This is a genomic window from Algoriella sp., assembly GCF_036647415.1.
In the GTDB taxonomy this organism is placed as follows: domain Bacteria; phylum Bacteroidota; class Bacteroidia; order Flavobacteriales; family Weeksellaceae; genus Empedobacter.
This window is the reverse complement of record NZ_JAVXKG010000006.1, coordinates 59,894-72,831: the sequence shown is the minus strand read 5'-3', so window position 1 is coordinate 72,831 and position 12,938 is coordinate 59,894. Positions and strand designations below refer to the sequence as shown.

Below are 12,938 nucleotides of genomic sequence, written 5' to 3'. Positions count from 1 at the left end.
AATGAAATTAAACATATTCAACATTAATAAAATAGCATTAATAGGTATTTTCTCTTTATTTACAATGACATCATGCCATGACGATTTAGATTTAAATCCTATTGATCCTGATATGGTAACAGAAAATCAAGTTTTTTCTGATCCACAGCAAGCAAAATTAGCTTTAGGTAAAATTTACGCATCACTTTCTCTTACAGGACAAGAAGGTCCTGCAGGACAACCAGATATTGTTGGAATTGATGAAGGTACATCTCAATACACACGTTTAATGTTTTACTTAAACGAATTAACAACAGATGAAGCAATTGTAGGTTGGGGAGATGCAGGTTTACCAAATCTTCATGCGATGGACTGGGGAGCAAGTAATCCTTTTGTGGAAGCAATGTACTTTCGTTTAGCACAAACTGTATCTTTCTCTAATTCATTTATAGAAAAAGCTGAAAAATTAGCTGAAACAGATACTGAAGTCAAAAAATTTGTTGCAGAAGCTAGATTTATCAGAGCCTATGCTTATTACAATTTGATGGATTTGTACGCAAATGTACCATTAGTTACAAAAGTTTCATTAGAATTACCAAAACAAAGTAATCGTCAAGAAGTTTATACTTTTATTGAATCTGAATTGAAGGATTTAGAAGTTCAATTAGCAGAACCAAAAGCAAATGAATACGGACGTGTAGATAAAGTCGCAGCATATGCTTTATTATCTCGTTTATATTTAAATTCTGAGATTTACATCAATCAAAATAAATACAAAGAAGCTGCTGAATATTCGAAAAAAGCAATCGAATCTGGATATACTTTAAATACCATTGACAAAAATGGAAATGGTACTGCTTATGATGAATTATTCTTAGCAGATAATGATACAAATGGAGCACAGAATGAAAATATTTTCGCAATTAACTTTGACGGAAGATACTCTACAACTTATGGTGGCGCTACATTTATTGTAAAATCTAAAATTGGAGGATCAATGTCTCCAGCAGATTTTGGTGTAAACGGAGGTTGGGGAGGTCCCCGTACAACTAAAGCTTTAGTTAATCAATTCTCTGATGCAGTTTCTCAAAGTAACTCTAATGGAAATCCTACTGCGTGGAAAGATAAACGTGCTATGTTTCATTCTGATGGACAAACTTTCGAAATCGAAAATGTTTCAGAATTTAAACAAGGATATGCAATCACAAAATTCTCAAATAAAAAATCAACTGGATCAAACGGAAATAATGAAACAGGAGAACATGCAGATGTCGATATTCCTATTTTCCGTGTAGCAGAAATGTATCTTAATTATGCAGAAGCTTCTCTTAGAGGTGGTGGAGACGCTGGAATTGCATTAAATTACGTAAATAAATTACGCGAACGTGCTTATGGAAATACTTCTGGAAATGTATCTTCGATTAATCTAGATTTTATTTTAGCAGAAAGATCAAGAGAAATGTATTGGGAAGGAACACGTAGAACGGATTTAATTCGATTCAATAAGTTTACGAATAATTATAATTGGCCTTTCAAAGGAGGAATTACAAATGGTATGAACGTCGGAAATCATAGAGTAATCTATCCTATTCCATTTAATGCTTTAGCGGTAAATTCAAACTTAACTCAAAATCCAGGTTATTAAAATGAAAAATTTTATAAAATATATTTCGTTAGCTTGCGCGAGTATCTTTGCGTTAAGCGCTTGTAATGATGATGAGGATATTATCAAATTAGATCCCTCAACATTTGTTGCAGCAAAAGCAGAAACTCCTGCATCTTCAACAATTACATTAAGTGAAGAAAATGCAGCAAAAACTGCTTCAACTTTCAAATGGACTGCTGCTGAATATGGAGTAAACACAACACCTAAATACTCTTTAGAAGTTGATAAAAAAGGAAATAATTTCAAAGCTCCAAAAATTGTTACTTCAACATCGGCACTTTCTTACGATATTACAGTAAAAGATCTTAATACACTTGCAGTAGATTTAGGTATCGAACCTTTTAAAGAAGGAGAATTAGAATACCGTATTGTTTCTTCGGTAGGAAGCCCTGCTTCTCAAGAATTAACATCTAATGTTATTGCAATTAAAGTAACACCTTATCCTACAGATTTGTCTACAAATTGGGGTGTTATAGGTTCTATTACAAATTGGACAGATGGAAAAGATATTCCTTTTTGGAAATCTGGAACCTCAAATGTATTCGTTGCATATATTGATGTAAACGAAGCTAATTCTGAAATTAAATTCCGCCAAGATGGTAAATGGGATTTAAATTATGGTGATGATGGACAAGATGGTAAATTAGAGAAAGGTGGTGCAAATATAAAAGTTGCAGATGCAGGATCTTATAAAGTAACATTTGACTTAACTAATCTTACTTATAAATTAGAAAAATATACTTGGGGATTAGTTGGTGATGCAACTCCTAATGGATGGGAAGGACCAGACACAAAACTATCTTATGATGGTAAATTAGATGCTTGGACAACCACTGTTACGATGAAAGATGGAGAGTTTAAATTCCGTCAAAATAACAAATGGGATGTTAATTACGGAGGAGCTCCAACAGCAGGAACTTTAACAGATAAAGATGGTGCGAACATCAAAATAAAAGCTGGAATATACAAAATCACAGCTAATTTCAATAAACTGACTTACACAGTTGTAGCGCAATAATATTTTCTCATTCGTAATATTTTTTAAAAAGCCATTAAAATTCATTTTGAATCTTAATGGCTTTTTTCTGTAATAATCAAAAAAAATCTCATCAAACGATGAGATTTTTTTGTTGATTAAAAATTAAGTTTAATATTATATTTTTCGTAAAAATTCTGGATATGTGCAACAGCTTCTTCAGCCGTATCAACTAATCTAAAAAGATCTAAATCTTTTTCAGCAATATAACCTTCCGCTAACATTGTTTTCTTTATCCAATCTATTAATCCTGACCAATATTCAGTTCCAACCAACACAATTGGGAAACGTCCTGTTTTCTTAGTTTGGACCAATGTCATTGCTTCAAATAATTCGTCCAACGTTCCGAAACCTCCTGGCATACCGATGAATCCTTGCGAATATTTTACAAACATTACTTTTCGTGCAAAGAAATAATCAAAATTGATTTCGTATTCGCGGTCAATATATTTGTTAAGAGAAGTTTCAAAAGGCAAAGAAATTCCAAGTCCTACAGAAGTTCCGCCACCTTTTTGTGCGCCTTTGTTCGCTGCTTCCATTATTGCTGGTCCTCCACCAGTTATTACTCCAAAACCAATTTTTGTTAACTGAAAAGCAATGTCTTCTGCTAATTTATAATATGGATGTTCTGGAGAGGTGCGTGCAGAACCAAAAATAGACACACAAGGTCCAATTTTCGACATAATTTCGTAACCGTTTACAAATTCTGCCATAATCTTGAACAATGCCCAAGAATCATTAATTCTAATCTCGTTCCAATCTTTTTGACGGAAAGGAGATTTTATTCTATCATCTTCTTTTTCTCTATCTGTCATGTTATTTCAATAAAAAAACCGTAACAAAAATGCTACGGTTCAATATACAAATTTATTTATATTGTATTTAATCTCTACTCATAAAGATTCTCAAAATGTACCAAAATAATAACATTAATGATGCAAATAATGATAATGCTGATGCAACATATTGTTGTGTTCCGAATTGATATTTTAATTGGTGTGTGTTGTATAAAATTGCTCCACCAGCTAATGCGCACATTCCTACAGAAAACCATAAGCCTAAATCAAAACCAAATAACATTCCTGCAACGACTAAACCAATTGCTAAGAAAAATCCGATTGTTAAGGCTCCTCTTAAAACTGAGAAATCAGCTTTTGTTAAAAATACAATTGCAGATAAACCGATAAATAATCCTCCTGTTACCACTGCGGCTTGTTTTATAACGTAAGTTCCACCATAATTTAGTGCAATGTAAAGCATCGGTACAAAAATTAATGCTTCCGCAATAATATATAAGAAATAACCTAAATATTGTTTTGATTTAGAAACCGATCCGTATGCCATTTTTTGTGCTACCCAAGTAATTCCCATAAAACCAGCTAATAACGCTAACCAAAGATAACCTTGTGTAAGACTTAACATGAAATTTACTAATGGTTCTGATTTTAACATCAAAGATTCTATCAATACAAATACTAAAACTCCACCCGCAACATGTCCGTAGGTGTGTTTGTAAAATGTTGCTCTTTCTGCATCTGTAGCTTCGGCTACCAGTTGATTTTGATTATATACGTGTTGATTCTCCATATTATATACTATTTTTTTTGGTTTGATGATTTTCTTAATTTATTTAATGCTAAAATAGTGATTTTTGAACATTAAAAAAATCACTGTTTCTTGCTAATTTCTTTGACTGATTTTATCCAATCAATTAATCCGATGAATGACAAAATTAATAAAACGATATATTGAACAGATGTGATAACTGCACCTTTGTAAATCATTAATGGAATCATGACTAAATCGCCGATAATCCAAAAGTACCAATTGTCAATTTTTCTACGTGCCATCATCCACATTCCGATTAAGAAAACAGCTGTTGTTGTAGCATCTACAAAATCTATTTTGGTATAATGAAACTTAGATTGCGCTAAATAATTTAAATCAAAACCATTTTGAATAACGGGACGAAAATAATAAATAGTCAAAATAAAGATAAAACTCAATGCAAAAAGTAGTGTTGCATACAGATATTCTTTCTTCGTTGCCCAGGAAACATCAACGTGTTTGTGATCTACCTCAAGATTTTTTTGCCATAAAATCCATCCATAAATTGCCATCGAAGTATAATAAAAATTGATAATGGTTTCGCCATATAATCCCCAATTAAAAAATAAATAAATGAAAATAAACGTGGAAATTATAGTTGTTGGATAAACTAAAATATTACGTTTGTACGTATAATATACCGAGATAATTCCGAACAATGTCGCGATTATTTCAAGAATAATATTTAACGTAGAATACGTTTTGTAAGGCGCAATGATAAAATCAATAAAATCGTTCATTTGTTAAGTTGTGAGTGATGAGTTATTCGTTATAAATCTAAAATATTGAATCGTATATCGTCATTCAAAAATCATAATTCTAACTTCGATCTATTCATAATCCAATACCCAAACCAAGTAATATTCATCAATCATTTTATAAAAAGCATGATATTTTCTACTTTTTACCTCATCAGAAATCCAACAAATAATTTGATTATTTTCAATCAATTCAAATTCTTCTGCACGATAATGATTCAGAAAATTCCAAAGATTTCCACCATTCAACTTATACAGTCCTTCCTTCATCCCCCAAATGATGTGTAAAAATTCGGTTTCTTTTTCTTTCGGAATCCACGCTAATTCGTCTGGACGCACGAATTTATGTTTGATGTTTTGTATTTTTTTTGGTCGAGCTAATTCTATATCAATCCCGATATTAAAAGAACTAACGCCAACAGCAACTAAACCATAGGAATGTGTGATAGAAATTTCTTTGTTTGTTGGTAAATATGGTTTCCCATTTTCGTCATAATTTACATCATAATTTAATCCTAATTCTTTCAGACACGCTCTCAAACCCAGATATTCGCGTGCTTGCTTGGGACGGAGATTTTTATACTTCTCCATTCTATATTCCTCTAATTGAAGATATTCTAATAATTCTTCGTTAGTTTCTGTCACATTCCACGTCACAATCTTGGTTTGATTATGATTGTTAATATAATCGATGATAGGCATTTTTATTATCGTAAATTAGTTTGTAAATTTGTTGCTTATAAACTTTATAAATAAAAGTTAGTTAAATATATCAATTGATGGATACAAAAACGCAATACATTCCATACAAAGTTAAAGATATTTCTTTAGCAGAGTGGGGAAGAAAGGAAATTACGTTGGCTGAGGCTGAAATGCCAGGGTTAATGTCTATCCGTGAAGAGTTCAAAGCTACTCAACCTTTGAAAGGTTCTCGCATTGCGGGTTGTTTACATATGACAATCCAAACTGCAGTACTTATCGAAACGTTGGTTGCCTTAGGAGCTGATGTTACATGGTCATCATGTAATATTTTCTCTACACAAGATCATGCTGCTGCTGCAATTGCTGCTGCTGGTATTCCTGTGTATGCTTGGAAAGGGATGAATGAGGAAGAATTCGATTGGTGTATCGAACAAACATTATTCTTCGGAGAAGATCGCAAACCATTAAATCTTATTTTAGATGATGGTGGAGATTTAACGAATATGGTGATTGATCGTTACCCAGAATTAGTAGCTGAAATCAAAGGATTATCAGAAGAAACAACTACAGGTGTACACCGTCTTTACGAAAGAATGGAGAAAGGTACTTTACCAATGCCTGCAATTAATGTAAACGACTCTGTAACAAAATCGAAATTCGATAACAAGTACGGATGTCGTGAGTCTGCTGTTGATGCGATTCGTCGTGGAACAGATTTGATGATTGCTGGTAAACGTGTTGTAGTTTGTGGTTTTGGTGATGTTGGTAAAGGTACTGCAGAATCTTTCCGTGGTGCTGGAGCAATCGTTACAGTTACAGAAATTGATCCTATTTGTGCTTTACAAGCTGCAATGGAAGGTTACGAAGTAAAAAAATTAGATACAGTAGTTGCAAACGCTGATATTATAATTACAACAACTGGTAACTTTGGTATTGTACGTGCAGAGCATTTCGAGAAAATGAAAGACAAAGTAGTTGTTTGTAACATTGGGCACTTCGATAACGAAATCGATATGGCTTGGTTAAACTCAACTTACGGAGCAACTAAAACTGAAATCAAACCTCAAGTTGATATGTACAATATCAATGGAAATGATATCATCATTTTAGCAGAAGGACGTTTAGTAAACTTAGGTATTGCAACAGGTCATCCATCTTTTGTAATGTCAAATTCATTCTCAAACCAAACTTTAGCTCAAATCGAATTATGGACTAATGCTGGTGCTTACAAAAATGAAGTTTACACTTTACCAAAACACTTAGATGAAAAAGTTGCTGAATTACATTTAGCAAAATTAGGTGTTGAGTTAGAGGTTTTATCTCAAAAACAAGCAGATTACATTGGAGTAAAGGTTGAAGGACCATTTAAACCAGAATATTATAGATATTAATTAATTTTAATTCAGAATTTTTATTTGAAAAAAGAAAAAAGCACTTAACTATATGCCCTCGCCCTGAACAAGCGAGGGCTTTTTTATGCAATTATTTTTCATTTGTGAACAAATCGTTTTAAAATCCTATCTTTAGACAGATTCAGTATTGATTTGAAGATTATTTATGATGAAAAAAACTTTACAAATTGGATGTATTTTAATTGGATTTACACCTCTTTTTGCACAAACCGAAAAACCTTCGGACATATTTTGGAATAATTTAAAAAAACATTGTGGTAAAGCCTACGAAGGAAAATTAGCCGAGCATATAAAGCGAGATGATTTTACAGGTAAAAAATTAACCATGCATGTAAAAAGCTGTACAGACAATGAAATAAAAATACCATTCAATGTTGGCGATAATTATTCGAGAACATGGGTTTTGACAAAAAAAGATGGTATTATTACACTAAAACACGATCATCGTTACGAAAATGGAAAATCAGATTCTATTACCTATTATGGCGGAACGAATACAAATTATGGTTTCAAGGATTTTCAGATGTTTCCGGCAGATCAAGAAACTGCAACGCTGATTGATTATGCTTCGACAAACATTTGGTGGATAACGTTAGATGATAAAAACTTTAGCTACAATCTACAAAAAGCAGGATCTAAAACTCCATTTAATGTATATTTTGATTTAACAAAAGAAATTGAAACTCCTCCAGCTCCTTGGGGTTGGGGAAAACCGAGATAATAAAAAAAGAGCTTTTAGCTCTTTTTTTATTCTTCTAATTGATTCAATATTATTATACAATTTAATCTTTTTCTACACCACTGTTTCGTTCTGTATTTACTTTCTCCAAAAGAGCATCAAGCTCCACTTGGGTCATTACCTTTTTTGGTTTTAATTTCTTGAAATCAAAAGAATTTTCTTCTGTCATATTTTTCAATCTATAAGTAACTTTTCTTTCAGTGGTTATTTTAGAATTATTTTCTTTTTTATTAATTATTTCTGCCTCGACAACAATATATCCTTTGAACTGCAATTTTAATGGACTTACAGAATGATCTCCTTGTTTCATCAACCAGAAATGATAGCTAAAAGTTTTATCTTCGGCAATAAATTCTTTTGTATCAAATCCTAAAATCTTCTTAGAGTTACGTGTTGGTTTCATAGAAATTGACTGGATAGAATCTATCAAATAAATAGCTGAAGTATCAATATAATCATAAGAATTATTGGTTTCAAAATCATTTAACAACCATTTCGGCTCAGGCTCTATTTTTATAAAAGATTTATTTTGATCATTATTAATTTTCTCAACAAGTTTTACAAAAGAAAATGACGAGTTTGCAGTAACTTCAACTTCATACGATTTATTAAGTTCTGCAACTATAATGTTATAATCTTCAGAAGGCATATTAGGATTTTCTGCTTTATCAAGTATTGTTTTCTGATGAAAATCGTATAAAAAACGATACGTTTTCTCTTGTGAGAATACAATTATAGAAAGTGCTAAAAATAAAAATGTAATAATTTTTTTCATAATATTTAAAGTAATGAATTTATCTCTTTATCAAAATATCGGCGTTTATTGCTGGAGTAATTCCCAAAGGTGTTTTCTTCCAAACATCAGAATCTCTCGTTTTATACAAACACTTAGCAAGTAAAGCGCCACTAAAATAAATTGGCTTTTCAACTTCTGTCAACAACTCTATTTTAATAAAAAAATCATCTTGATATTTAATATTCAAATCTCGAAGATCAATTGTAAAAATATCATTTTGCTGATATTCTTTTTTTACCACAACTTCAAAAGGTTTCTCTAAAATTGATTGATCTGGTTTTCCATTATTCATAGTCGTTAAATCAACTTTTAAAATAATAGAATCTAATTTCAAACTACTGCTAAAGTTAAAATTAATGCGTTGAAAAGTAAACTCCTTTTTGGGAGCATTCATTGGAATTGCAAATTCTTTGGTAAATTTCGGTAACGAATCTTTATCAAAATTAATATCAGCCGTTAATCCGATTAAAATTGATTTTGTCTTAGTATCTGAACCAATTCGTTTCAACCGAAATTTGCTTTTATCGTACAAAATTGTTTCGTTCAATTCTATCGTATCTTTTCGGAAATCTTGCGCATTTACAAACGTTATAAAACACAAAAAAAAGAAGTAAATTTTTATCATAAATTATTGATTTTAATTATTTTTCAAGTTTATAACATAAAGACAATCAAAATTCATAACGACTACACAATAAGATGTTAAAGTTTATCTATATTTATTAAGAATTATTCATGAAACGTATTGTTTTTTTACATAAATTTAATAGAAGTATCTAATTGAATGAAAATTAAACATCTTTTATATCTATTTTTCCTAATAAATTCAATGTTGATTTCTGCACAAGAAATTGGATTAAAATTGGCAGAAAATGTAAAATCTGAAACTATTGCGTTTCAGTTTATCAAAAATTTAGTTATAATTCCAGTTCAATTAAATGGTCGCGAAATGAATTTCATTGTAGATTCTGGCTTGCGCGAAACCATTTTATTTAGTCAGTTTAACGAAGCTATAAATCATAAAACACTCAAAGAAATAAAACTAAAAGGTTTGGGAAATAACGAAGAAGGTACGATTGGCTATTATTCTTCGGGAAATATTTTATCTATTGGGAAATATTTTTATTCAGCCAAAACTCCAATAATTATTATTCAAGATCAAAATTTTGATTTGTTTTCTCGCTTAGGAATTGATGTACATGGGATTATTGGTTACGATTTTTTCAGGAATTATCCTGTGAAAATTGATTATTCAAAAAGAAAAATAACCATTTATAAATCAATTCTTAATGTAAAAAAAATCAATAAATATCAATCTGATGATCTGGAAATTAGTGCAGAAAAGAAACCATTTTTAAACATCAATTTCAATCATTATCAAGAATATAATAATCAAAAATTATTAATTGATATCGGAAATAGTGACGGTTTGTGGTTATTCAAAAAAGAGATTGATAATTTACGTCTACCTAACAATGTTTTTTATGATGAGTTAGGTAAAGGTTTTAACGGAATAATAAGTGGTGAAAGAGGAACTGTGGATCGTGTAAATATTGGTAAATATGAGTTTGAACAACCATTAATTGCGATTCCAAATCCAGAATCTATTCAATTTATTAATGTCAAAAATAACCGAAAAGGCTCTGTTGGAAATGAAATTCTGAGACGTTTTACACTTATTTTAGATTATAATAATGCGAAAATTTATTACAAACCAAACAAAAATTTTGATGATGCTTTTCATTATAACAGAAGTGGATTAACCATTGTTCATGCTAATTTTGAGTGGAAAAAAGAATCGATTGGAATATCGTTAGATACCAAAGAAACGAATGAAAATGATACAAAAACAACGCAAAAAATGAATTATCAGTATGTGATGAAACCGATTTACAAAATAGAAACTGTTCGTAAAAAATCGAATGCAGAGTTTGCGGGTTTAAAAGCAAATGATCAATTAGAGAAACTGAATGGAAAAAATGTGAGTAAAATGACTTTAACCGATATTGAAAATTTTATGCGACATAACGAACATCAAGAAATATCAATCGAAATTCTGAGAAATAATCAATCCATGAAATTCAAATTTATATTGGATATTCCGTTTACAAATTAAAAAAATGAGCAACTTTTAGTTGCTCATTTTTTCTATTCTTCTTCTAATTGATTTAATATTTTTTCTAATTCGAGAAGTGGTTTTTTATACAATTTATTAATCCACCATTTTAAGATGAATACACATATCAAAATATAAATAATAAATGTAGAAATAATATAAAGCCATAATAAAAATACATTCTCAAAATGTAAAAAATCGTTTTTTTGAATATAAATAATTCCTACAAACATAATCATCAAAATAAAGACGATATACGAATATATGCTATAAATATCGATGGATGATTTGTAATTATAATAAAACCAATTAATATTTTTCAGGGAATTATATTCTAAATTATATGACCTTTTGTAAAACTTAAAAATGTAAACAAATGGCACTATCATTGTGGCAAAAAGACAGATTATAACCCACCAAATCAGATTCGAACTAGAATCAAAAAGATAAGGAAAAACTAATAATATAGGAAATGATGTTAATTGAAAAAAGAAATCTTTTTTCATTACAGCTCTCACTTTATCAACCACCGTATTGGCCACTTTTTTTATTTCTAAATCTTTTTCAATCTTCACATCTTCGGAAGACTGATCGTTCCATTGTTTTTGTAGTTCATCAAAATTCATAACCGTAAGTTTTTATGATGTTTTGTAATTTTTCTTTTGTTCTGTTCAATTTTACACGAGCGTTGCCTTCTGTAATTCCCAGATTTTGTCCTATTTCTTTGTGACTTTGTCCTTCCAAGAAAAGAAATATCAAGGCTTTCTCTACTTTATTCAATTCATGCACAGCTTTGTAAAACAATTCTAACTGTGTTTCTTTTTCGGCAGAATCTAATTCATCAACTTGATCTATATTCTCCAAAAATGTATGTCGATCTGTTTTCTTTTTTTCTTTTTTGAAAAATGTTAACGCTGTATTCAACGATACACGATACATCCACGTCGAAAATTGAGAATTTCCTTCAAATCGTTCAAAAGATTTCCATAATTGCAAAACAATTTCCTGAACCAAATCATTTTGATCCTCCGCATTGTCCATATACATACGAGAAACTTTATGAAGAATTCCTTTATGTTGGTCAATTAAATTTAAAAATTCGGTTTGCTTTGCCTTCAAAATCGTTTATTTTACTTTTTTCAGAGCAATTTGTTCATCATCAACAAAAAGGATACAATTAACTCCAAAAAATCCTTGTTGCAAATTAGCTTTAATTCCAATTCTTTCTTGATTATTTTTGATATGTCCAGTTAAAATTGGAGGATTAAAATAATTGACCTGAAAATCTTGTAATTGATTATTTACAAAAAGTTTTTCGCCCGAAAACCAATTATTCTCAATTCTGATTACATTGTTTTCATAAGTTGCTTCCCAAATAGATTTCATCGTTTTATTTTTTAGTGTTTACAAGTTAGTAGACATAAAATAAAAACGTTACAGTTATCAAACAAAAAAGTCAGAAAAATATTTCTGACTTTTATTTGTTCTATTATTTTTGATATTTAAAACTCCATATCCAACCAAATCGGCAAACTAAATTCTTCTAGTAAATGCGCTAATTTATAATCGTGGTAATTTTCTTTTGTTATCCAAACCATTTCTTCTATTTCAGAGGCTATTTTTATCGCTTCTCCCGACTTTAATTTCACATGAAACACATTTGCATGTACTTCTGTATTTTCTTCGTTTACGGCTAACGTATCGTGTTTTCCTAAAAAAGAAACTCTGTGTGAAAGAATATCAAGGTTTATTTCTTCTAAAAATTCGCGACGAAGGGTTTCTAATAATTCTTCATTTTGTTCACGCTTTCCTCCTACCATCTGAAAAAAAGTAGAATTCTTTTTACGAACAGCCAACATTCTTCCAGAAGAATCGGTTACAAGTGCGTTTACAAGATAAATATGATTCATTGTTATGCGTTATGCGTTATGCGTTATGCGTTATGCGTTATGCGTTATGCGTTATGCAAAATTAAAATTTAGATTGATTTACGAAGAACTTTAATAAAAAAATTGCCATTCTGAGTTTGTCCAAGAATATATAGCAATTGACTACAATAAAAAGCAAAAAAAAAGCTTCACAAAATTGTGAAGCTATAAAAGTTGGCGATCCGGACGGGATTCGAA

Annotated in this window: 15 protein-coding genes and 1 tRNA gene (1 of these 16 cut by a window edge); 5 read left to right on the top strand and 11 right to left on the bottom strand. The window is 30.5% G+C overall.

What is annotated here, in order from left to right; translation table 11 throughout:
* Position 1: 1 nt before the first annotated feature.
* Positions 2-1,624: a RagB/SusD family nutrient uptake outer membrane protein gene (locus RSC72_RS04200; protein WP_332543511.1), complete on the top strand. Its 1,623-nt coding sequence runs from the start codon at positions 2-4 to the stop codon at positions 1,622-1,624.
* Position 1,625: 1 nt separating this feature from the next.
* Positions 1,626-2,663: a SusE domain-containing protein gene (locus RSC72_RS04195; protein ID WP_332543510.1), complete on the top strand. Its 1,038-nt coding sequence runs from the start codon at positions 1,626-1,628 to the stop codon at positions 2,661-2,663.
* Between the two features lie 116 nt (positions 2,664-2,779).
* On the opposite strand, the gene RSC72_RS04190 is transcribed toward RSC72_RS04195, so the two are convergent.
* The 4 genes from RSC72_RS04190 to RSC72_RS04175 all read right to left on the bottom strand — a co-directional run bounded on the left by RSC72_RS04190 (position 2,780) and on the right by RSC72_RS04175 (position 5,749).
* Positions 2,780-3,496 (bottom strand): TIGR00730 family Rossman fold protein, encoded by a 717-nt coding sequence (locus RSC72_RS04190; protein WP_332543509.1) that lies wholly within the window; start codon positions 3,494-3,496, stop codon positions 2,780-2,782.
* A gap of 67 nt (positions 3,497-3,563) precedes the next feature.
* Positions 3,564-4,268 carry a Bax inhibitor-1/YccA family protein gene (locus RSC72_RS04185; RefSeq protein ID WP_332543508.1) on the bottom strand — a complete coding sequence of 235 codons (705 nt, stop codon included), beginning with the start codon at positions 4,266-4,268 and terminating at the stop codon, positions 3,564-3,566.
* Between the two features lie 80 nt (positions 4,269-4,348).
* Positions 4,349-5,029, bottom strand: a complete 681-nt coding sequence (pnuC, locus tag RSC72_RS04180; RefSeq protein WP_332543507.1) for a nicotinamide riboside transporter PnuC — start codon at positions 5,027-5,029, stop codon at positions 4,349-4,351.
* Positions 5,030-5,119: 90 nt separating this feature from the next.
* Positions 5,120-5,749: a 4'-phosphopantetheinyl transferase family protein gene (locus RSC72_RS04175; RefSeq protein WP_332543506.1), complete on the bottom strand. Its 630-nt coding sequence runs from the start codon at positions 5,747-5,749 to the stop codon at positions 5,120-5,122.
* Positions 5,750-5,826: 77 nt separating this feature from the next.
* Here RSC72_RS04175 and ahcY point away from each other — a divergent pair, with 77 nt between their 5' ends.
* Both ahcY and RSC72_RS04165 read left to right on the top strand, forming a co-directional pair.
* Positions 5,827-7,140: an adenosylhomocysteinase gene (ahcY, locus tag RSC72_RS04170; RefSeq protein WP_332565867.1), complete on the top strand. Its 1,314-nt coding sequence runs from the start codon at positions 5,827-5,829 to the stop codon at positions 7,138-7,140.
* Between the two features lie 166 nt (positions 7,141-7,306).
* A complete protein-coding gene (locus tag RSC72_RS04165) occupies positions 7,307-7,882 on the top strand; it encodes a hypothetical protein (RefSeq protein WP_442878293.1) in 576 nt (191 codons plus the stop codon).
* 61 nt (positions 7,883-7,943) lie between these two features.
* On the opposite strand, the gene RSC72_RS04160 is transcribed toward RSC72_RS04165, so the two are convergent.
* Together RSC72_RS04160 and RSC72_RS04155 are read right to left on the bottom strand one after the other, a co-directional pair.
* Positions 7,944-8,675 carry a hypothetical protein gene (locus RSC72_RS04160; protein ID WP_332543503.1) on the bottom strand — a complete coding sequence of 244 codons (732 nt, stop codon included), beginning with the start codon at positions 8,673-8,675 and terminating at the stop codon, positions 7,944-7,946.
* Positions 8,676-8,694: 19 nt separating this feature from the next.
* A complete protein-coding gene (locus RSC72_RS04155; RefSeq protein WP_332543502.1) occupies positions 8,695-9,321 on the bottom strand; it encodes a hypothetical protein in 627 nt (208 codons plus the stop codon).
* Positions 9,322-9,525: 204 nt separating this feature from the next.
* Here RSC72_RS04155 and RSC72_RS04150 point away from each other — a divergent pair, with 204 nt between their 5' ends.
* Positions 9,526-10,812: a retropepsin-like aspartic protease gene (locus RSC72_RS04150; RefSeq protein WP_332543501.1), complete on the top strand. Its 1,287-nt coding sequence runs from the start codon at positions 9,526-9,528 to the stop codon at positions 10,810-10,812.
* Positions 10,813-10,844: 32 nt separating this feature from the next.
* Here the strand turns inward: RSC72_RS04150 and RSC72_RS04145 are convergent, their stop codons facing one another.
* The 5 genes from RSC72_RS04145 to RSC72_RS04125 form a co-directional block, all read right to left on the bottom strand.
* Positions 10,845-11,438 (bottom strand): hypothetical protein, encoded by a 594-nt coding sequence (locus RSC72_RS04145; RefSeq protein WP_332543500.1) that lies wholly within the window; start codon positions 11,436-11,438, stop codon positions 10,845-10,847.
* On the bottom strand, positions 11,428-11,859 hold the full coding sequence (locus tag RSC72_RS04140; protein WP_442878294.1) for an RNA polymerase sigma factor: 432 nt from the start codon (positions 11,857-11,859) through the stop codon (positions 11,428-11,430). Before RSC72_RS04140 ends, RSC72_RS04145 begins: the two co-directional genes overlap by 11 nt.
* Before the next feature lie 78 nt (positions 11,860-11,937).
* Entirely contained in the window at positions 11,938-12,198 is a 261-nt protein-coding gene (locus tag RSC72_RS04135; RefSeq protein ID WP_332543498.1) for a hypothetical protein, read from the bottom strand.
* Between the two features lie 116 nt (positions 12,199-12,314).
* Positions 12,315-12,722, bottom strand: coding sequence for an NUDIX hydrolase (locus RSC72_RS04130; RefSeq protein ID WP_332543497.1), 408 nt, complete (start codon positions 12,720-12,722; stop codon positions 12,315-12,317).
* A gap of 193 nt (positions 12,723-12,915) precedes the next feature.
* Positions 12,916-12,938 (bottom strand) — tRNA-Asp (locus tag RSC72_RS04125); it runs 154 nt beyond the window's last position.